Below are 20,501 nucleotides of genomic sequence, written 5' to 3'. Positions count from 1 at the left end.
CAGGCTGCCGGTCGGCCGTGCTACCGACCGGCAGTCTGCCGGCGGCGGTGCTACCGCCCGGCGGGGACCTGCGGCAGCTGGGCCGTTTCGTCGATGAGTTCCGCCCGCACCCGGCCGTGGCCGCGGACCCAGAGCCGGTACGCAACCACCAGGACGCCCAGCCACACGGCGCCCACATACAGCGCCACCCGCGTGTCCTCGAAGGCGCCAAGGATCACGATCACCAGGGCCATGAACGCGATGGTCAGCACCGAAGCGGCCGGCCACCACGGTGAGGGGAACTCCGACGCCGGGAGGCCCTTGCGGTCGATCTCGCGTTTCATGGCGACATGGGAGGCGAGGATCATGGCCCAGACCCACACAGTGGCGAAGGTCGCGATCGAGGCGATCAGCAAGAAGACATCCTCCGGGATCACGGCGTTCAGGACCACGCCCACCAGCAGGATGCCCGTCATCATCACAACGGTCATCCACGGCACCCCGTGGCGGGAAACCTTGCCGAAGCTCGCCGGGGCGTGGCCCTGCCGGGCCAGGCCGAAGAGAATCCTGCCGGCACCGAAGATATCGCTGTTGACGGCCGAGAGCGCCGCCGTGATCACCACGGCGTTGAGAATGTGGGGCGCGGCCGGGATGCCCAGGCCGCTGAAGATCTGCACGAACGGGCTGCCGTTGCTGCCAATTTCGTCCCAGGGGAACAGGCTCATCAGCACGCCGAGGGTCAAGACGTAGAACAGCAGGACCCGCACGGGCACGGTGTTGACGGCCTTGGGGATCACCTTTTTGGGATCGGCGGCCTCACCGGCGGTGATGCCGAGGGTTTCCACGCCGCCAAAAGCGAACATGACCACCGCGAAGGAGGCGAGGAGCCCTTCGAACCCGTTAGGGAACAGGCCCCCGTGCTCCACCAGGTTGCCCAGCCCGGGCGCCACCGTCGCGCCGCCGGCCTGGAAGCCGAAAACGATGATCGCCGCGCCGCCCGCGATCATCGCGATGATGGCCGCCACTTTGATGATGGAGAACCAGAATTCGAGTTCGCCAAAGACCTTGACGCTGAGCAGGTTCAGGGCCGCCAGGAAGAAGATGATGGCCAGGATCCAGACCCAGCGCTCCACCCCGGGGAACCAGAACCCCATGTAGATGCTGAAGGCCGTGACATCCGCGATGGCCACGATTGCCATCTCGAAGACATAGGTCCATCCGGTCACAAACCCGGCCAGCGGGCCCAGGTAACGGCTCGCGTACTGGCCGAAGGATCCTGACACCGGATGCCGCACCGCCATTTCACCCAGGGCGCGCATCACCATGAAAACTGCGGCGCCACCGATCATGTAGGCAAGCAGGACGGCGGGCCCGGCCTTCTGGATGGCGGAGGCGGAGCCGTAGAAAAGCCCCGTGCCGATCGCCGAGCCCAGCGCCATGAACCGGATGTGGCGGACGTTCAGTCCCCGGCTGAGTACGGAGTCGACGGCGGCGCCGACGGCGGTGACGGCGCCCCCGGCGTTGCCGTTGCCTGCTGCGTCGGGTGCCGTCTTCGTGGCGGTTTGGGCTTGTTGCATGCGAATACCTTCTCGTCATTGGGAGGGGGATCGCTATCCAGCAGACCATGTCCGGCCGTGCTGTGATGAGGCTCACGAGGACTTAGTGTCTTTGATTTCAGACTGTGCGGCCGCCGCGGCACCCGCGGCACGGCACCCGCGGCGCCGGCCGCCGTCGTCGTCGCCGGACCCAAACGGAAGTGAGCCGAACCTCTTGACACCAGGTCAGGTTTTCCTTAGTGCTTGAAGCCGCCGCTCGACGACGTCCTCCGGTACCCGACCTTGAAGGAGAAGCACCATGAAAGCGATCGTTCAGGATGTCTACGGTTCCGTTGAGGTGCTGGAACTGCGCGACGTCGAGGTCCCCGTGCCTGGCGATGACGACGTGCTGATCCGGGTCCGGGCCGCCGGCGTGGACCAGGGCGTCTGGCACCTCATGACCGGCCTTCCGTATTTGACCCGCGTGGTGGGCTACGGGCTGAGGAAGCCGAAGACCCGCATCCGGGGACGGGCCGTGGCGGGCCTGGTGGAGGCCGCGGGCCGGAACGTCGTCGGTTTTCGGGCGGGGGACGAGGTGTACGGCACCTGCGAGGGATCGTTTGCCGAGTACGTGTGCGCCAAGGAGGACCGGCTCGCGCTGAAGCCGAAGAACCTCAGCTTCGAGCAGGCCGCCGCCGTCCCGATCTCCGCTGTCACGGCCCTCCAAGCGCTGCGCGACTCCGGAAGGGTCCGGGCCGGGCAGGAGGTCCTGGTCATCGGCGCGGCCGGCGGCGTCGGGGCGTACGCGGTGCAGCTCGCCAAGGCGTTCGGGGCGCAGGTGACCGGGGTGTGCAGCACCGCCAAAACAGACCTGGTCCGCTCGATCGGCGCGGACCACGTGATCGACTACAAGCACGACGACTTCGCGGACGGGGCCCGGCAATTCGACCTGATCGTCGACACGGCCGGCAACCGCCCGCTCAGCGTCCTCCGGCGGGCGCTCAAGCCGAAGGGAACCCTCGCGATCGTCGGCGGGGAAGGCGGCGGACGCCTGGCTGGCGGTATTGGACGCTCGCTTGGCGCGGCAGCCCTGTCCGTGGGTGTCGGCCAGCGGCTGCTGGGCGTCATGTCCACGGAGCGCGCGGAGGACCTTCGGTTCCTGACCGGGCTCATCGAGGCGGGGGCCGTGACCCCGGTCATCGGCAAGGTCTACGCCCTGGCGGACGCACCCGCGGCCATCCGGGACCTGCGCGAGGGCAAGGTGCGGGGGAAGGCCGTCGTCACCGTGTGACCGTCGTTGGGTGTGACCGTCATTTTGGTGGCCGCGACGGCTACGGCGTCCCCGCCCGGAACCGCGCGACGTACTGCCGCTGCCACGGAGTCTCCACCGTCCGGCGCCGGTACTGGCGGCGCACGTAGGACACCGCCTGGCCGGGAGGGACACCGTCCAGGATGGCGATGCAGGCCAGTGCAGTGCCGGTCCTGCCGATGCCGCGCCAGCAGGCCACTTCGACGCGTTCGGCCTCGGCCCGGCGCCAGGCCTCCCGGAACGCCTCGAGGGCATCCGGATGGTCGGCCGGCAGACGAAGGTCCGGCCAGAGCACCCACCGGGACTCCCAGCCCACGGGCGGCGGCTTCTTGCCCAGCAGGTACACGCCGAATTCGGGCGACGGTCCCGCCGGAACCGGGTCATGCAGGCCGCGGCCACGGATGAGCCGGCCGGAGGGAAGGCTCATGACGCCGTCCGCGGAAGCTTCCCACGTCTGCTTCATGTTCCAGATCGTAGTCTTTCCCGCCTTGTGTTGTCCGTGGGCCGCACCCGCCGGAGTCTGGCCGGCAGTCAGCGGTAGCCGGTGGCATCTGCGGCGAGTCCGGCTTCCTGGACTTCCACGAGGTATCGCCAGCAGTCCGGCTGCGAGCCGTCGGCGTCGGTGAAGCCGTACTCGCGTGCCAGGGCCCCGGAGGAATAGGAGCCGCCGGTGCGGCCATGCACGTTGGGGTCCGCCGCGAGGGCCGCCACTGCTCGCCCGACGAACAGCGGGCTTTCCGAGATCGCGGCAAAGTGCGGTTGCGTGCTTGCCGCCTCCCGCCAGTTCGCCTCGGTGACGCCAAAGTGTTCGAGCATCATTTCGGAGCGCATCCAGCCGGGCGTGAGGGCCAGTGCCGTGCACCCGGAGGACTTCAGTTCCTCGGCCTGGCTGAACGCCAGGCGGAGCACCGCGGACTTGACGAGGTCGTAGAACACGGAGACCCGGTAGTGCCGCGCGTTGTATTCGCGCGTGCCGTCGGTCATCTCCACCACGAGGCCGCCGGGCACGCGGGCAAGGAGCGGAAGCGCGAAGTGGCTCGTTATGAGGTGGGTGTCCAGGCCAAGGTGGAGCATCTCCAGGCCGGCGTTCAGATCGTGGGCCCAGAGCGGAGTGTTCCATTCAATGAGGTCCTCCCCTCCCCAGATGTCGTTCACCAGGATGTCCAGCCGGCCCTGCTCGGCCTCGATCCGGCGCACGAGGGCTTCCACCTGGGCTGCGTCGCGGTGGTCGATCCCGACGGCGATGCCCTTGCCGCCCGCGGCGTTGACGAGGCCGGCCGTTTCCTCGATCGTCTCGGGCCGGTTGTAGTCGGAGCGGTAGCGGGAGGTCGTGCGGCCGGTGCAGTACACCACCGCTCCCGCTTCGCCGAGGGCGACGGCGGTGCCGCGGCCGGCGCCGCGCGTGGCCCCGGCGACGAGGGCGACCCTGCCCGACAACGCTGAATCCATGAACTTCCCTTCCCTCCGGACTATCCACTCCGGACTGTCCGGCGATGGAGCGAATGGACTGCCAAGGTACTGCCTTGACCCGGCTCCTGGCCCATCCGAACATCGAGAGCCGGGCCCCGCCAGAGGCAGAAGGCCCCTGCCCTGGCAACAGGAGCTTGTCCGGAATCCCAGACAAGGGATCCCGTGCGAGACTGTCAGCGGACCGCGGCAGGGCGCATGCTTAAGTACGGGATACCGGACACCGCCCGAACCCTGAAGAAGGATCCATGCCAGCCACCAGCACCGCCGAGAGCACCGCCGCAGCGACACAGCCCGCGGCGCCGCCCGTTTTCCAGCCCGCAGTTCAGTCGCCAGCTCAGCCCGCAGCTCAGGCGCCGGCTCAGCCGCCAGTTCAGCCCGCAGCTCAGGCGCCGGCTCAGCCGCCAGTTCAGCCCGCTGGGCCTGGGGTGCCCGGGGCGCCTGAGGCGCCGGCTGAGTCCGCCGTCGTCGAAAAGCCGGCGCCCAAAGCGGTGCACAGGACCGCCGGGGCGAAGGTGGCGTCGAAGGTGCCGGCCGCCGAGAACACCCTGCGCATCCTGAAGCTGCTGGCTTCCAAGCGCGGCCCGATGGCGGCGTCGAACATTGCCACGGCACTGGGGCTGCCGCGCTCCAGCGTCTACCACCTGCTCGGCGTGATGGAGGCGAACGGCTTTGTCCTGCACCTGCACGAGGAGCAGCGCTACGGCCTGGGCATCAGCGCCTTCGAACTCAGCTCGGCCTATTCCCGGCAGGAGCCTCTGTCCCGGCTGGGCCGGCCAATGCTCGCCTCGCTTGTGGATGTGATTGGCGAAAGCGCCCACCTGGCCGTGCTGCACGGCCGCGACGTGCTCTACATCGTGGAGGAGCGGGCCAAGAACCGGCCGTCCTTGGTGACCGACGTCGGGGTCCGGCTGCCGAGCCACCTCACCGCGAGCGGGCGGGCGATTCTTGCTGCCCTGCCGAAGTCCCAGGTGCGGGCGCTGTACCCGAACGCGGCCGCGTTCTCGGCCCGGCACGAGACCGAGTCGCCCATCATGAAGTACTCCGCCCTGTCTTCCCACCTGGACCAGGTGCGGCAGCGCGGCTACGCCACCGAACATGGCGAGGTGACGCCCGGGTTCGGCTCGATCGCCGCCGCCGTGACCGACCACGTGGGGTGGCCCACGGCCGCCGTCGCCGTGACCTTCCTTGAGGAGAAGCTGCCCGCGGACCAGTGGCCGGTCCTGGCCGCCCGGGTCCGGAAGGTCGCCGACGAGCTCTCGATCCGGATCCACGGCCGCCCCGCCTGACCCAACCACCCTCACCCGCCCCAGGTTGCACTATCACTTAGGGCTGCCATTCGCCCGTTTTAGCGACCGGAAGTGATAGCGCAACGGGGGAGAGGGAGGGTCTGGAATCCCGGACAGCACCCCTGCGATCGGCCTGTTTCCTAGGCCGCAAAGGGGCTTTAGTTGATACAGAACCTCATTCCTCCCGATACACCCGGCACAGAAGCAAGCTGGCACAGACGCCAGCCATCCAGACACCATCCAGCTACACAACCAGCCACAAAGGAGATCCTCATGGCACCCGCCGATTTCACCACCGGTGCCCGCCCGGTCAAAGCTGCCCGCGGCACCGAGCTCACCGCCAAGAGCTGGCAGACGGAAGCCCCGCTGCGCATGCTCATGAACAACCTTGACCCCGAGGTCGCCGAACGCCCCGATGACCTTGTGGTCTACGGCGGCACCGGCCGCGCCGTCCGGTCCTGGGCCGCGTTCGACGCCATCACCCGCACCCTGGAAACCATGGAAAAGGACGAGACCCTCCTGGTCCAGTCCGGCAAGCCCGTCGGCGTATTCCGCACCAACGAATGGGCCCCGCGTGTGCTGCTGGCCAACTCCAACCTCGTCGGCGACTGGGCGAACTGGCCAGAATTCCGCCGGCTCGAGGCCGAGGGCCTGATGATGTACGGCCAGATGACCGCCGGGTCCTGGATCTACATCGGCACCCAGGGCATCCTGCAGGGCACCTTCGAGACCTTCGCCGCGATCGCCCGCAAGCTCACCGGGGACGAGAACGGCACCCTCGCCGGCACCCTGACCCTCACCGGCGGCTGTGGCGGCATGGGCGGCGCCCAGCCGCTGGCCGTCACCCTGAACGAGGGCGCCTGCCTGATCGTCGACGTCGACGAGACCCGCCTGCGCCGCCGCGCCGGCAAGCGCTACCTCGACGAGGTCGAAACCGACCTCGACACCGCGATCGCCAAGGTCCTGGCAGCCAAGGAAGAGCGCCGCGGCTGGTCCGTGGGCTACGTCGGCAACGCCGCCGAAGTCTTCCCCGAGATCCTGCGCCGCCACAACGCCGGCGAGCTCACGGTGGACATCGTCACGGACCAGACCTCAGCCCACGATCCCCTGAGCTACCTCCCCGAGGGCATCACTGTCGAGGAATGGCACCGCGAAGCCGCGGCGGACCCGGAAGGCTTCACCAAGAAGGCCCAGGCCTCCATGGCCAAGCACGTCCAGGCCATGGTCGAGTTCCAGGACGCCGGCGCCGAGGTCTTCGACTACGGCAACTCCATCCGCGACGAGGCCCGCATTGGCGGCTACAACCGTGCCTTTGAGTTCCCCGGTTTCGTCCCGGCCTACATCCGCCCCTTGTTCTGCGAGGGCCTCGGCCCGTTCCGCTGGGTTGCCCTCTCCGGCGACCCCGAGGACATCGCGGTTACGGACAAGGCCATCAAGGAGCTCTTCCCCGAGAACAAGCACCTGCACCGCTGGATCGACGCGGCGCAGGAACGGGTCGAGTTTGAAGGCCTGCCCGCCCGCATCTGCTGGCTGGGCTACGGCGAACGCGCCAAGGCCGGCCTGCTGTTCAACCAGCTCGTCAAGGAAGGCAAGGTCAAGGCGCCCATCGTGATCGGCCGCGACCACCTGGACTCCGGCTCTGTCGCCTCCCCGTACCGCGAGACTGAGGCCATGGCCGACGGCTCCGACGCGATCGCCGACTGGCCGCTGCTCAACGCCCTGCTCAACACCGCCTCCGGCGCCACTTGGGTCTCCATCCACCATGGCGGCGGCGTCGGGATCGGCCGCTCCATCCACGCAGGTCAGGTGTCCGTCGCCGACGGCACCGACCTCGCCGCGGAAAAGCTGGAGCGCCTGCTCACCAATGACCCCGGCATGGGCGTCATCCGCCACGTCGACGCCGGCTACGACCGCGCCGTCGAGGTCGCCAAGGAACGCGGCGTCCGCATCCCCATGTCCGAGTCCCGCTAACAAAGCCCGCGAAACCTCGTCGATTGCTCCGTAAGCGCCGTTTTGAGCCCTGAAAAGGGCCGTTACGGAGCAATCGATGAGGGGCCGGCTCAACCATCAGATTTAGGTAGATAACAATGACCATCACCACCCACTCACCGCTCACCGTCACCCTCGGCTCCAGCGGAGTGACCCCCGAGGACGTCGTCGCCGTCGCCCGCCATGACGCCCAGGTGACCATCGCCCAGGACGCCCTCGATACGGTCGCCAAAGTACGCGCCCACATCGACGACCTCGCTCACAGCGAGGTCCCGGCCTACGGCATCTCCACCGGATTCGGGGCACTGGCCAACCGGCACATCCCCAACGAGCTGCGCACCCAGCTGCAGAAGTCCCTCATCCGCAGCCACGCTGCCGGCATGGGCCCGGCCGTGGAACGCGAAGTGGTCCGCGGCATCATGTTCCTGCGCGCCAAGACCCTCGCCTCCGGCCGCACCGGCGTCCGCCCCGTGGTCCTGCAGACCATGGTGGATGTCCTCAACGCCGGCATCACCCCGGTGGTCCGCGAATTCGGCTCGCTCGGCTGCTCGGGCGACCTCGCGCCGCTCTCGCACTGTGCCCTGGTCCTCATGGGCGAAGGCGAAGCGACCGGCCCCGACGGGGAACTGTACGGCGCCAAGGGCGGCCGCACCGTCGCGGAACTCCTCGCCGAGCACGGGATCGAACCCGTCACCCTCGCCGAGAAGGAGGGCCTGGCCCTGGTCAACGGCACCGAGGGCATGCTGGGCATGCTCCTGATGGCCATCGCGGACATCCGCCAGTTGCTCACGACGGCGGACATCACCGCCGCGCTCAGCGTCGAGGCGCTGCTCGGCACGGACCAGGTGTTCCTGCCCGAACTGCACGCGGCCCTCCGCCCGCACCCGGGCCAGGCCGCCTCCGCGGACAACATGCTCCGGGTCCTGTCCAACTCCCCGATCGTGGCTTCACACCGGATCAACGACACCAAGGTCCAGGACGCTTACTCGCTGCGCTGCGCACCCCAGGTGGCCGGCGCCGTCCGCGACACCGTTGACCACGCCGCCCTGGTCGCCTCCCGCGAACTGGCCGCCGCGACCGACAACCCGGTGGTCCTGCCCGACGGCCGCGTCAGCTCCAACGGCAACTTCCACGGCGCCCCGGTGGCCTACGTGCTGGACTTCCTGGCGATCGCCGTCGCGGACCTCAGCTCCATCGCCGAGCGCCGGACCGACCGGATGCTGGACCCGGCCCGCTCGCACGGGCTGCCCGCCTTCCTGGCCTCGGACCCCGGCGTCGACTCGGGCCTCATGATCGCCCAGTACACCCAGGCCGGGCTGGTCTCGGACAACAAGCGGCTGGCCGTCCCGGCGTCGGTGGACTCGATCCCGAGCTCGGCGATGCAGGAGGACCACGTATCCATGGGCTGGCACGCGGCCCGCAAGCTCCGCCGCGCGGTGGAGAACCTGCGGCGTGTCCTGGCGGTCGAACTCGTGACCTCGGCCCGTGCCCTGGACATCCGCATCCAGCTCTCCGGCGGCGAACTGACGCCGGGTCCCGCGGGCGCGGCAGTGATCGCGGCGCTGCGCGAGGTCGTCGACGGTCCGGGCACCGACAGGTTCCTGTCGCCGGAGCTGGAAGGGGCGGACGCCCTGGTGGCGTCGGGCAAGGTCCGGGCGGCGGCCGAATCCGCCGTCGGAAATCTGGCCTGATAACAAACAAAGTGCACGGCAGCTGAACAATTCCCGGCGTCCCCGAAATCTTTGGCGACACGGAAGGCGGGGGCCCGGGAACTGTAGTACAAATGGAAAGTCACACCAATGAAGTTGTGGCAAAGAACACATACAAAGGGGTAAAAGTTCTATGAAAGCACGCGGCACGGTTCTGTCCAGGCGCCTTGCATCCGCAGCGACGGTTTCCGACTGGAGCGGCCTCCGGGTCGGCGAACGGGTCGAAATCGTCAAGCACGCTCAGGTCATTGCGGCCGGCGAGGTCGAAGAAGTCTCACTGAGCGGAAATGTGCTCTGGCTGGTCCCCGCGGGGCCGTCCGAGACGCAGCTTTTCCTGCAGTCCGACGGCGTGCAGGTGCGCCGGGCGTAGCTTTAACACTGCAGCTTCAAAACTGCAGCAGGAAACCGGGGCTCGTTCGCCGTTCCGCACCAGGTGGTGCGGTCAGGCGAGTGGGCCCCGGTTTTCTCTGTGGGGCCTGCCTAGCGGCTGACCACGGCCCGCAGGGACAGGGAATGGACCAGTAACCCCAGACGTGACGGCGGGATTCGAACCCGCGTGCGCTGCTTTGCAGGCAGCTCCCTGGCCGCTCGGGTACGCCACGTGCATCGAGAGTAGGCAGGCCAAGGGGTCCACTCCAAGGTTGGTTTCGCCCGGTTGCCCGGCGTTGAGCCCGGTTGCCCGACATTGAGCACTGTGACTTTCCGCGACACCCATCCGACCACGCTGGGCCGGACGCCCGCGAAACCCGGCTGGCGCCTCCGGACCCCTGCGCGCCTACCCCAGCAGCGTATTGACCAGCCGGGCGGCCACCTTGGCGGTGCGGCCGTCGATATCGAACTCCGGGTTCAGTTCCGCGATATCCAGGTGCAGGAGCTTCCCGCTCGCGGCCACCTGCCGGCACACAGCGCTGATCACCGGCAGCGGCACACCGTAGGCGGCCGGGGCGCTGACACCGGGGGCCACCGAGGCCGGCAGCACGTCCAGGTCGATGGTCAGGTACAGCGCGTCCACTTGCGCCAGGAACTCCGCGACAAACGTCTGTGCGGCCTCCGCCGAGCAGTCCTCGTCCAGCAGGTAGTCCACGCCGAGCTCCTCTGCCGTTCCGAACAGCGCCCGGGTGTTGTTCGGCTCGGAAATTCCGACGACGGCGTACCGCAGTTCGCGGCCGGCCGCGGCTTCCGCCCGGGCCATCTGGAGGAACGGCGTGCCGGAGCTGGGCACGGATTCGTCGCGGAGGTCGAAGTGCGCGTCGAGGTTCAGCACCCCGACCGTGAGGCCTTCCCGGACCGCGGCGGACCCGGCCACGCCGAGGTAGCTCGCAAAGGCGGTTTCGTGCCCGCCGCCCAGCACCACGGGGAGCCTCCCGGCGTCCAGCAGCCTGGTGATGGCGAGCCCGGCACGTGCCTGGCCAGCCTCCAGCGCGTCGCCGGCCACGGTGACGTCACCGGCGTCGAGCACGTCCCGGGACAGGTGGAAGGCCAGCGGGCCGAGTGCGGCGCGGATGGCGGCCGGGGCCGCCGCGGCGCCGGTCCGGCCCTTGTTGCGCCGCACGCCGGCGTCGCTGCCGAAGCCGAGGATGACGGCGGGCCGCTGGCCTGTGCCGGCCGCCGCCGGATCCGCGGGGGGAGTGAGCGTTGGGGGAGTGAAGGGTGTGACGGCCTGCCACCAGCGCCGGTGCTCGACGCCATCGCCGTCGAACCGGCCCGTCCAAGGCTGCGGCGGGACATCAACAGGGAGCGCGGGAGAAACCATTCCCCTAGCTCACCGCAGCCCGGGCCGGAACACCAGCGGCGCCGCCGTCGGGCTGTCCGGAATCCCGGAAACTGCCCTTAAAAGCCGCCGAGGGGGCCCATGCCCGCAGGGTTCCCTGACCGAGCTTGCGAGGTTAGGGCGCGGGTGGGGAGGCACTTCGCGGCAATGTTTTCGAAAAACACTGCCGCGAAGTGCCATCTCCGCGGGCGAAGGGGGCTGGCCGGCGAACGGACCCTAGTGGATGCCGAGGGCCGCCTCGATGGGACCGATCGCGAAGAAGAGCAGGAAAGCGCCCGCGACAGCCCACATGAGCGGGTGCACCTCGCGGGCCCGGCCCTGGAACAGGCGGATCAGCACGAAGGAGATGAAGCCCGCGCCCAGGCCGTTGGCGATCGAGTAGGTGAACGGCATGAGCGTGAAGGTCAGGAAGGCCGGGATCGCGATGCCCCAGTCCTGCCAGTCGATCTTGCCCACCTGGGAGACCATCATGAAGCCGACGATCACGAGCGCGGGGGCCACGGCCTCGAACGGCACGAGGTTGATCAGCGGGGTGAAGAACATGGCCACGAGGAACAGCAGGCCGGTCACGACAGAGGCCAGGCCGGTGCGTGCGCCTTCGCCGATGCCGGCACCGGATTCGACGTAGATCTGGTTCGAGGACACGGAGGCTCCGCCGCCGATGATCGCGCCCAGGGCGTCCACCTGCAGCACACGGTCGACGTTGGGGATGTTGCCGTCCTTGTCGATGGTGCCGGCCTCCGTGGCCAGGCCCACCATGGTGCCCATGGCATCGAAGAAGATGCTGAGCAGGATTACGAACGCCAGCAGGGTCGCCGCGACGAAGCCGAGGTGCTCAAAGGCACCAAACGGGTTGGCCTGGCCGAGCAGGGACAGGTCCGGGGCCGCCCATTCGGAGAATTTCGGCGCCACCAGGGACCAGCCCTGCGGGTTGTGGTTCGTGCCGTCAAAGCTGGGGCCGATGTGCAGGGTGGCTTCCAGGATCACGGACAGGATGGTCGAGGCGACGATGCCGATCAGGATGGCGCCCTTGACCTTGCGGACCACCAGCGCGATGGTCAGGACCAGGCCGAAGACGAACACGAAAGTGGGCCAGCCCAGGAGCTTGCCGTCGAAGCCCAGGCCGACCGGGACGGTGGTGCCGGCGACATCCGGGATGCGCCGCACGAAGCCCGCGTTGACGAGCCCGATCAGGGCGATGAAGAGGCCGATTCCGACCACGATCGCGGTCTTGAGTCCCTCGGGGACGGCCTTGAATACGGCGGTCCGGAAACCGGTGAGGACCAGGATCAGCATGGTGACGCCCGAGAGCATCACCAGGCCCATCATGTCCGGCCAGGACAGTCCGGGGTTGGTGGCCACGGTGACGGCGACGAACGCGTTGACGCCGAGCCCGGTGGCCATGGCGAAGGGATGCTTGGCCCACGCGCCCATGAGGATGGTGAGGATGCCTGCCACGAAGGCGGTGACGGCGGCGACAGCGGGGAAGCCCAGCGTTGCGCCCGTGGAGTCCGGCCCGGAGAGGATCAGCGGATTCAGCACCACGATGTAGCTCATGGCGAAGAACGTGGCGAACCCTCCGCGGATCTCGCGCGAGAAGTTCGACCCCCGTTCGGAGATCTTGAAATACCGGTCGAGTGCGGAGCCCTGCTTGAGCATTAGGTCTTGCATTAGTCCTCCGGGGGTGATGGGTGTTGCCTTAATCCTATTTGGAGCCCAACGGCCAACCCGGCGTTTTCGCCTAGTCTGTAAGGAAGCCAACACTAGGAGTAGCTTGCCCATGCGCCGTTTCCGCCAGCTTCGCAGTGCCCTGCTGGGCGCCGTCGTCCTCATGGCCGTCCTGTTGGGAGCAGTGAGCCCGGCGTCGGCGCACGACACCCTGGAGTCCTCCAGCCCGGCCGACGGAGCAACCCTTGCGGCGCCGCCGGAGCAGGTCGCGGTCACGTTCAACCACAATCCGCTGGCCCTGGGCTCGCAGATCCTGGTCAACGACGCCGCGGGCGCCAACTGGGCGGACGGCCCGGTGGAGATCGTGGACAACGTCGCCGCGCAGAAGCTGAAGTCCGGCGCCCCGGCCGGGAAATACACCGTGCACTGGCGGGTGGCCAGTTCCGACGGCCACCCGATCGAGGGCAGCTTCACCTTCACCGCGACGGCGGCTGCGTCCAGTACGACGACGGCGGCTGCGGTCCCCACGATGGGAACCGCCCAGCCGGGCACCACGCCGGCGCCCGCCCCGGCGCCGGCCGGTTCACAGCCGTTCCCGTGGAGCGTCATGGTCTTCGTTGCCGTCGCGGTCGGCATCCTGGTGGCCCTGGGCCTCATGGCCAAGCGCCGGCTCACGCCGGGCAACGGCGGCGACGCAAGCGACACCGAGGTCTGACCCCGCGTTGGGGTAGGAAGCTGGAGTCAGGCCGGGGCCGCCAGGGCGAAGCCGCCCGGCAGCAGCGAGGGGACGCCGTGCGGGTGGACCTTGGCGGAGATCGCCTGGCCCACCACTTTGGCCTGGCGCAGGACTTCCTTGGGCGTGGGGGTAATCAGCTCGCCCACCCCCACGAGGTACATCCCCAGAGCATGCATCGCGGCCATGAGGTTCGCTCCGGCGGCCATGCCCAGGTCCGAGAGCATGCGGCGCAGTTGGCTGTGCGCGCAGCGGGTCAGGACAAGGTGATCGGCCAGCAGGACACCGCCCGGGGTCCGGACGGCCCATTTCTCGGTGGGTGCCCCGTCAGTGCCGGCCTCAAGCAGGTCCAGCTGCAGGGCCCGGATGTTGTTCCGCACGTCGAGCTTGTGGCTTGCGGCGTAGTTGCGCAGATGCCGCAGGATTTCATTGCGCTCCCGCAGGCTGGCGGCGTCCGCCGCGTCGCAGCGCTGGAGCGAGGAGGTGTTGGCGGGGTGGCCCGCACCCAGGAGGTCGAGACCGTCCACAATGATGGACGCGACACCGCGGCGCTGGAGCTCGCTGGCCACGGCCAGGCCAGAGAGCCCGGTCCCGATGACCACGGCGGTGGTCCGCTCAATCCCGCCGTACAAAGGCATGCTCGACACTGCAGGGTCCCTCCTCGAAATGATGCCAGTCGCGGGGAAGACCCCGGACGCCAACCCAGGCCTGGTCAGGCAGCCTCAGCGGCTGCGTTCTGAAATACCAGTCTCGGTTCAGCAGTGCCTCGAAGGATACCTAAGATTCCCGCCCGTGGATAGAGGAGGTAGGACATTGGCCGTGGTGCCGAATTTCTGGGGTTTTCGGGCCCGGAATCCAGTCGAAACCGTCCCGAAAGCCCGGCATTCCCGGCCGCTGAACGGCATGTTAACTCTGCGTAAATCCTTTCGCCGCCGCCCGGCGGGGACGCCCGGGGGCCGTCTTGAATGTTGGCAATTAACCGAGAATAGTGAGAAAAATCAGGGGTTCTAGCGCACAAATTCCGGGCCGCCTCGCCGGTGGACGCCGGGCGCCGGTACTTCTGGCAGAATAGCCGAAACATCAGGCAAGTATCGCGAGGAGGCGGACCCAATGGGCCGTGAACAGGTGCATCCGGACCCGGCATGGGAGGCCGGCGGCGAACCGGCGCCTCCCCGGGGAATAGTCGTAGGAGTGGATGGCTCGGACCACAGCCACTGCGCCCTCGTGTGGGCAGCCCGCGAGGCAGAGCGTCGCCGCCGCCCGCTGCACATCGTGACCGCTTACTCGGTTCCGATTTTCGCCGCTTCCGGGCTCGACGGCGGCTACGCCACCGTGGACGACTCCGTGATCCGGGAGGGCGCCGAAGCCATTCTCAAGCACGCCCTGGACAAGATCGCCGGCTACAACATCGACGTCGACGCGTCCGTCGAAAACGGGGACGCCTCCGGTGTGCTGCTGGAAATCAGCGAAACCGCCGAGCTTCTGGTCTTCGGAACCCGCGGCCGCGGCGGCTTTGTGGGCCGGCTGCTCGGTTCCGTCAGCAGCGCCCTGCCCGCCCACGCCAAGTGCCCCACGGTGACTGTGCCGCTGATCTGCGCGGACCGGCTCGGCGAAACCACTGACGACAAACACGTCCTGGCCGAACGCGCGAAGTCCGGCCGCCAGCCGGTCGAAAACGTTGTGGTGGTCGGCGTCGACGGTTCCGAGCAGGCCCGTGTCGCAGTGCTGGAAGCGGCAGCCCAGACCGAACGGCTCGGGGCCCGGCTGCGGGTCGTGTGCGCCGTGCCCCAGTACACCGGCTCGCTGGCCTGGGTGCCAACGCCGATGGACCGCGACGCCCTGTTCGCCGACATCAAGGTCCAGCTCGACGCCGGCGTGGCCTGGCTGCGGAGCCACTTCCCCGCACTGCAGGTGGAGACGCAGCTCGTGGACGGCTCTCCGGTCGACATCCTCGTCGAAACCAGCCGGCACGTGGAACTCGTGGTGGTCGGCACGCGCGGGCGCGGAGGCTTCGCCGGAATGCTGCTCGGATCCACGTCCGACGGCGTCCTCCACCACGCCAAGGGGCCGGTCATGGTGGTGCCGGACCGCGACGACCCGCGGCTGGCTGACAGAGCCAGCTTCGGCCCGATGCTCGGCGACTCCTAGGTCCCGGGCCCCAGATCCGGCGTCGGAAGGACGGTTTGCAGATGGAGCACCGCGAGACGCCGGATCCGGGCGAGGTCGGCCCGGTCTTGGCCTTGGAGCGCCTGAGGCAGGACATGCTGGCCCAGGCCGGCGGCAAGGCGGCCAACCTGGGCGAGCTGACGCGGGCCGGACTCCCGGTTCCCCCCGGCTTCTGCCTGACCACCCGCGCGTACCTGGACGCCACGGCCTCCCCGGCGCTGGCCGACGTGCACCGCGCCCTCGCCGCGACGGCCTCCGATGACCTGGCAGGGCTGGCCGCACTCGCCGCGAAGGCCCGCGCAATGGTGCTCGACGCCGACGTTCCCGCCGGCATCGACGCTGCCGTCCGTACCGCTTATGCCGCGCTTGGCACGGACACTCCGGTCGCGGTGCGGTCCTCCGCGACCGCCGAAGACCTGCCCTTTGCCAGTTTCGCCGGCCAGCAGGACACCTACCTGAACGTCGTCGGCGCGGACGCCGTACTGGCCGCCGTCCGCCAATGCTGGGCCTCCCTGTGGACGGACCGCGCCGTGACCTACCGGGCAGTGCAGGGGATCGATCCGTCCGCGGTGTCCCTCGCCGTCGTCGTCCAGCACATGGTGGACGCGGCCGTGGCCGGCGTGCTGTTCACGGCCAACCCCGTGACCGGCCGGCGGCACGAGGCCGTCATCGACGCCAGCCCGGGGCTGGGGGAGGCCGTGGTCTCCGGTGCCGTCAACCCGGACCACTTTGTGCTCGACGGCGCCACCGGGCGGATCCTCGAGCGGCGGATAGGGGACAAGGGCCTGCTCATCCGCCCCCTGCCTGGGGGCGGCACCGAGCGCGTGGCACAACCCGACGCCGGAACGGCGCCCAGCGTGGACGATACCCAACTGGCGGTGCTGGAGCTCCTGGGCCGCCGCGCGGAACTGCACTTTGGCTCGCCGCAGGACCTCGAATGGGCCATCGGACAGGACGGCGCCGTGTGGCTGACCCAGTCCAGGCCCATTACAACGCTCTATCCGATGCTGGACAAGCAGCGGTCCGGGCCCGGACCGCGCGTCTATCTGTGCTTCAGCCTCGCCCAGGGACTGACCCGGCCGCTGACGCCGATGGGTCTCGCCGGCATCCGGCTGATCGCCTCCTCCGTCGCGGAGGCGGCGCATTTCCCGGTGCCGGAGCGCCGGGAGGGGCCGGCTCCTTACGCCGAGGCTGGACAGCGCATCTTCTTCGACCTCACGCCCGTGGTCCGCAGCAGGGCCGGCCGGGCCATCGTCCCCCGGGTTTTCGACGTCATGGAGGCCCGCTCCGCGGCCGTGCTCCGCAACCTCTTCGCCGACCCCAGGTTCTCCGTCACCATCAAATCGCCGTGGCCGCTCCTGCGCCACGTCGCCCCGGTGGCGGCGCGGGCCAGAGTCCCGGAGACCCTGGTCCGCGCCCTCATCCGGCCCGAGGAGGCGCTGCGCCGGGCTGACCGGGTGGGCGAAGAACTCAGGGCCGCACTCGCGGTGCCGGCCGGCGCCACCGCCACCCAGCGCCTGGACCACGTGGAGCGGATCCTCAGCCGGAGCGTCTTTCGCGTGGTCCCCGCCGTCCTGCCGCTGCCCGCCCTGGGGTTCGCCCTGCTCGCGGCGGCCGGAAAACTCGCGGGGAGCCCGGGGAACGGGGCCCTGCAGGAAGTCCTGCGGGGCCTGCCCAACAACGTGACCACTGAAATGGACCTGGACCTCTGGTCGCTGGCCACGGCCATCCGGACGGACCCGGCGTCGGCGGCGGTGTTCGAGGAGGCCGAGCTGCACGAGATAGCCCGGCGTTACCGGGCAGCGGAGCTTCCCGGGGCCGTGCAATCCGGGCTGGCGGACTTCCTGGGCCGATACGGCCACCGCGCCGTGGCCGAGATCGACGTCGGCATGCCCCGCTGGTCTGACGACCCGACCCACATCCTCGGGGTCCTGGCCAACTATCTGCGCATGGACGATCCCGTGCTCGCCCCGGACCGGCAGTTCGCCAAGGCGGCTCGCGATGCCGAAGCGCAAGTGGGGCGGCTCGTGGCAGCGGCGGGGCAGCGCAGCCGCCTTCGTGGAGCACTTGCGAAGGCCGCGCTGCGGCGGACCCGGATGTTCGCCGGGCTGCGTGAACTGCCAAAGTTCTATCTCGTGGAAGCCCTGGGCGCCGTCCGGCAGCAGCTTGCGGCCGTCGGGGCCGAACTCGCCGCGGCGGGGGCCATCGATGCGGCGGACGATGTTTTCTTCCTTGACCTGACCGAGGCCCACGTGGGGCTGCGCGGCGCCAAGCTGCAGGGTCTCGTGGCACAGCGCCGGGAGGCCTACGGGGCTGAACTTGGCCGGCGGCACATTCCCCGCGTGCTGCTCTCGGACGGCACCGAGCCCGAAGCGGTGCAGACCGGCGGCCGTGGCCCGGCGGACGCGGACGGTTCGACAGGGCGGCTCGCCGGGACGCCGGCCTCGGCCGGCGTCGTCACGGCCCGGGCCCGGGTGATCCTGGACCCCCAGGGCGCGCACCTGGAGCCCGGCGAGATTCTCGTGGCTCCGTCCACGGATCCCGGCTGGACGCCGCTGTTCCTGACGGCCGGCGGCCTGGTGATGGAAATGGGCGGCCCCAACTCCCACGGCGCCGTCGTCGCCCGGGAATACGGGATCCCCGCGGTGGTGGGGGTTCCCGACGCAACCGCGCGGATCGCCACAGGCCACAACATCACGGTCGACGGCGCCGCCGGCACCGTTACGCCGGAAAGCTGACCCCGGAATGATGGCGCCGGAATGAAGGCGACGGGGCGGGCCGCCGGATCGCTACAGTGGGGCCATGAGCGAAGTGCGCGGTTCCGAGGGTAAGGATCCCGGCGCCACCGGACGTGCCGCCGCGGGCAGCCCGGAACCTGATGCCCGGCCGCCCGAAAACGCCGGTGCCGGCACCCCCGATGCGGGCACTCCCGATGCGGTCACCGCCGGTGCCGCCGGTGCCGCGCCCGGACCGGCCGCGCCGGGATCGGACGCTCCCGTCGCCGCCGGGGCGGGTGAGCGGGACGCGTGGCTGCCGGCGTGGCTTGTGCAGCGTCCGCTCACGGCCGGGTGGGCCTGGACCGGGGCCTGGGCAGTACTGATCGTGGCCGATGAATTCCTGGATCTGGCCGGCTGGTCCTGGTACGTGCTGGTCGGCATGGCCGCGCTGCCCACTCTGCTGGCGAGCCTGGCCCTGCTGCACGCCACCCCGCGCCGGTACCTGAAACCACGCCGGGACACGGTCCTGGGCCACTTCTTCGTCCGCTTCCTTGCCCTGATCGCCGCCTTCCTGGTCTGGGGCGTGTCCGTTGTCATGAGCGCCTCGATCTCAACAACAGTCCAGTCGCTCGTTGGCGAGTCCGAACGCGAGGTCACCGCGGTGGGCTTCAACCTCCTGCTGGCCGGGATCCCGCTGGTGGTCTCCGTGCTGTGGCTGGCCTTCATCATCCGCTGCGCCTGGTTCCTGCGCAGACTCCGGGGCTGGAAACAGACGCCGGAACCCGGCACCGTGCCCAAGAAGTTCCTCCGGGACAGGCCGCGGCTGAAACGGGTGGTGGTCGGCCTCGCCCACCCTGGGCTGCTGCTCGTGGCGGGCCTTGGCACTTCGGTGCTCGCGCTCCTGCTTGGCTCAGTGGAGCTCACCTTGAATGTGCTCAAGTAGGACAATCCTGCCCGGGCGCAGGCGTACTGTTGACCTATGAGCAGCTGCAATGTTGGAGCGCGCATTCTTCAGACGCGGATTTTCGGAACTTCTGGACCTGGGGCGCGGTCACTATGACGCGCAAGTGGCTACGCTGGCTGCCCGCCGTCGCCGTGCCTGCCGTGATAGCCGCCAGCGCCCTGGCCGGATCCCTGCCCGCCAGCGCCGGGGATCCGCTGCCGTCCAAGACACCGGAGCAAGTGCTGCAGCTGATCGCCCAGCACCGCGAACCGGCTCTCTCCGGAACATTCGAACAGTCCTCCGAGCTCGGTCTTCCGGAGCTGCCCAAGACCGGTGCCGGGACGGACTCTTCCAGCACCGCCTGGCTGGAACTGCTGACAGGCCCGCACACCGCACGGGTCTACCGCGACGGCCCGGACAACGCCCGCATCCAGATCATGGACCGGCTGGCCGAACGCAACGCCGTCCGCCACGGCAACGACGTGTGGTTCTACAATTCCAAGGACAACACCGCCGCCCACCTCCAGATCCCCGCTGACGCCGCCAGCCAGACCGGCCGCCATGACGCCGGCAAGGAGGCCACGGCCACGCCCGACGAGCTCGCCGCGATGCTGCTGGCCAAGATCGATCCCAGCACGGACGTGACGGTGGGCGACGACGTCCAGGTGGCAGGCCGGCCCGCCTACAACCTGGTGCTCACGCCGAAGACCGAAGCCACCTTGGTCGCGTCCATCGCGGTAGCCGTTGACGGCCAAACCGGGCTGCCGCTGGGCGTCGAAGTCAAGGCGCGCGGACAGTCCGAGCCGGCCTTCCGCGTCGCCTACACGAGCCTGGCCCTCGGCGCACCGGACGCGTCGGTCTTCACCTTCAGTCCGCCGCCCGGCGCCACCGTCAAGGAGATCCAGGTACCGCAGCACAAACACGGGAACGACGCCGCGAACGCAACACCGCCGGCCGCCAAGGACAGCGCGGGCAAGCCCGCCGTCACCGGCTCCGGCTGGGACTCGATCGTGGAGTTCCCGGCGGGAACGGCAAGTCCGGCGTCGGACGCCACGGCCCTGCTCCAGCAGGCCACTGTTCCGGTCCAGGGCGGCAGGCTCCTGTCCACCGCGCTGGTGAACGTGTTGGTGCTCGACGACGGCCGGGTCTTCGCCGGCTCCGTCCCGCCGGAGCGGCTCCAGGCCGCCGCAGCGCAGAAGTGATTGCGGGCGCGGCATCGGGCCGCC

The 20,501-nt window shown here is 69.3% G+C and carries 16 protein-coding genes and 1 tRNA gene; 10 read left to right on the top strand and 7 right to left on the bottom strand.

Annotation, left to right across the window (positions count from 1 at the left end):
• Nucleotides 1-50: 50 nt before the first annotated feature.
• On the bottom strand, nt 51-1,556 hold the full coding sequence (locus AB4089_RS04870; protein WP_441408156.1) for an amino acid permease: 1,506 nt from the start codon (nt 1,554-1,556) through the stop codon (nt 51-53).
• A gap of 277 nt (nt 1,557-1,833) precedes the next feature.
• On the opposite strand from AB4089_RS04870, the gene AB4089_RS04865 reads away from it, so the two are divergent.
• Nucleotides 1,834-2,805, top strand: coding sequence for an NAD(P)-dependent alcohol dehydrogenase (locus tag AB4089_RS04865; RefSeq protein ID WP_441408155.1), 972 nt, complete (start codon nt 1,834-1,836; stop codon nt 2,803-2,805).
• A 40-nt stretch (nt 2,806-2,845) separates the two neighbouring features.
• Here the strand turns inward: AB4089_RS04865 and AB4089_RS04860 are convergent, their stop codons facing one another.
• The gene (locus tag AB4089_RS04860; protein ID WP_441408154.1) at nt 2,846-3,286 is read right to left on the bottom strand and encodes a protein-tyrosine phosphatase family protein; all 441 of its coding nucleotides are present in this window, start codon (nt 3,284-3,286) and stop codon (nt 2,846-2,848) included.
• Between the two features lie 68 nt (nt 3,287-3,354).
• Nucleotides 3,355-4,272 carry an SDR family oxidoreductase gene (locus AB4089_RS04855; RefSeq protein WP_441408153.1) on the bottom strand — a complete coding sequence of 306 codons (918 nt, stop codon included), beginning with the start codon at nt 4,270-4,272 and terminating at the stop codon, nt 3,355-3,357.
• Nucleotides 4,273-4,781: 509 nt separating this feature from the next.
• On the opposite strand from AB4089_RS04855, the gene AB4089_RS04850 reads away from it, so the two are divergent.
• From AB4089_RS04850 to AB4089_RS04835, 4 genes are all read left to right on the top strand, one after another.
• Complete coding sequence (locus AB4089_RS04850) at nt 4,782-5,579, top strand: IclR family transcriptional regulator (protein WP_441408370.1); 798 nt, start codon at nt 4,782-4,784, stop codon at nt 5,577-5,579.
• Between the two features lie 273 nt (nt 5,580-5,852).
• A complete protein-coding gene (hutU, locus tag AB4089_RS04845; protein WP_441408152.1) occupies nt 5,853-7,550 on the top strand; it encodes a urocanate hydratase in 1,698 nt (565 codons plus the stop codon).
• 116 nt (nt 7,551-7,666) lie between these two features.
• Nucleotides 7,667-9,259, top strand: coding sequence for a histidine ammonia-lyase (gene hutH, locus AB4089_RS04840; RefSeq protein WP_441408151.1), 1,593 nt, complete (start codon nt 7,667-7,669; stop codon nt 9,257-9,259).
• 151 nt (nt 9,260-9,410) lie between these two features.
• Entirely contained in the window at nt 9,411-9,647 is a 237-nt protein-coding gene (locus AB4089_RS04835; RefSeq protein ID WP_090579075.1) for a hypothetical protein, read from the top strand.
• A 161-nt stretch (nt 9,648-9,808) separates the two neighbouring features.
• Here the strand turns inward: AB4089_RS04835 and AB4089_RS04830 are convergent.
• The 3 genes from AB4089_RS04830 to AB4089_RS04820 all read right to left on the bottom strand — a co-directional run bounded on the left by AB4089_RS04830 (nt 9,809) and on the right by AB4089_RS04820 (nt 12,707).
• Nucleotides 9,809-9,879, bottom strand: a tRNA-Cys gene (locus AB4089_RS04830).
• A 173-nt stretch (nt 9,880-10,052) separates the two neighbouring features.
• Nucleotides 10,053-11,030 (bottom strand): formimidoylglutamase, encoded by a 978-nt coding sequence (gene hutG, locus AB4089_RS04825; RefSeq protein WP_441408150.1) that lies wholly within the window; start codon nt 11,028-11,030, stop codon nt 10,053-10,055.
• Between the two features lie 234 nt (nt 11,031-11,264).
• Nucleotides 11,265-12,707 carry an NCS2 family permease gene (locus AB4089_RS04820; protein ID WP_441408369.1) on the bottom strand — a complete coding sequence of 481 codons (1,443 nt, stop codon included), beginning with the start codon at nt 12,705-12,707 and terminating at the stop codon, nt 11,265-11,267.
• A gap of 121 nt (nt 12,708-12,828) precedes the next feature.
• Here AB4089_RS04820 and AB4089_RS04815 point away from each other — a divergent pair, with 121 nt between their 5' ends.
• Nucleotides 12,829-13,431 carry a copper resistance CopC family protein gene (locus tag AB4089_RS04815; RefSeq protein ID WP_441408149.1) on the top strand — a complete coding sequence of 201 codons (603 nt, stop codon included), beginning with the start codon at nt 12,829-12,831 and terminating at the stop codon, nt 13,429-13,431.
• A 26-nt stretch (nt 13,432-13,457) separates the two neighbouring features.
• Here the strand turns inward: AB4089_RS04815 and AB4089_RS04810 are convergent, their stop codons facing one another.
• A complete protein-coding gene (locus AB4089_RS04810) occupies nt 13,458-14,087 on the bottom strand; it encodes an FAD-binding protein (RefSeq protein ID WP_441408368.1) in 630 nt (209 codons plus the stop codon).
• Between the two features lie 472 nt (nt 14,088-14,559).
• On the opposite strand from AB4089_RS04810, the gene AB4089_RS04805 reads away from it, so the two are divergent.
• The 4 genes from AB4089_RS04805 (at nt 14,560) to AB4089_RS04790 (ending at nt 20,477) form a co-directional block, all read left to right on the top strand.
• Complete coding sequence (locus tag AB4089_RS04805; RefSeq protein ID WP_441408148.1) at nt 14,560-15,597, top strand: universal stress protein; 1,038 nt, start codon at nt 14,560-14,562, stop codon at nt 15,595-15,597.
• A gap of 41 nt (nt 15,598-15,638) precedes the next feature.
• Nucleotides 15,639-18,353, top strand: a complete 2,715-nt coding sequence (locus tag AB4089_RS04800; RefSeq protein WP_441408147.1) for a PEP/pyruvate-binding domain-containing protein — start codon at nt 15,639-15,641, stop codon at nt 18,351-18,353.
• A gap of 64 nt (nt 18,354-18,417) precedes the next feature.
• Nucleotides 18,418-19,275, top strand: a complete 858-nt coding sequence (locus AB4089_RS04795; protein WP_441408146.1) for a hypothetical protein — start codon at nt 18,418-18,420, stop codon at nt 19,273-19,275.
• Nucleotides 19,276-19,388: 113 nt separating this feature from the next.
• Nucleotides 19,389-20,477 (top strand): LolA family protein, encoded by a 1,089-nt coding sequence (locus tag AB4089_RS04790; protein WP_441408145.1) that lies wholly within the window; start codon nt 19,389-19,391, stop codon nt 20,475-20,477.
• The last annotated feature ends 24 nt before the right edge of the window (nt 20,478-20,501 follow it).

Origin of the sequence: Arthrobacter sp. 2MCAF15 (genome assembly GCF_052115605.1) — a bacterium.
Lineage (GTDB): Bacteria > Actinomycetota > Actinomycetes > Actinomycetales > Micrococcaceae > Arthrobacter.
Note: the sequence above shows the minus strand (reverse complement) of the source record. Positions and strands in the feature narration are given on the sequence as shown.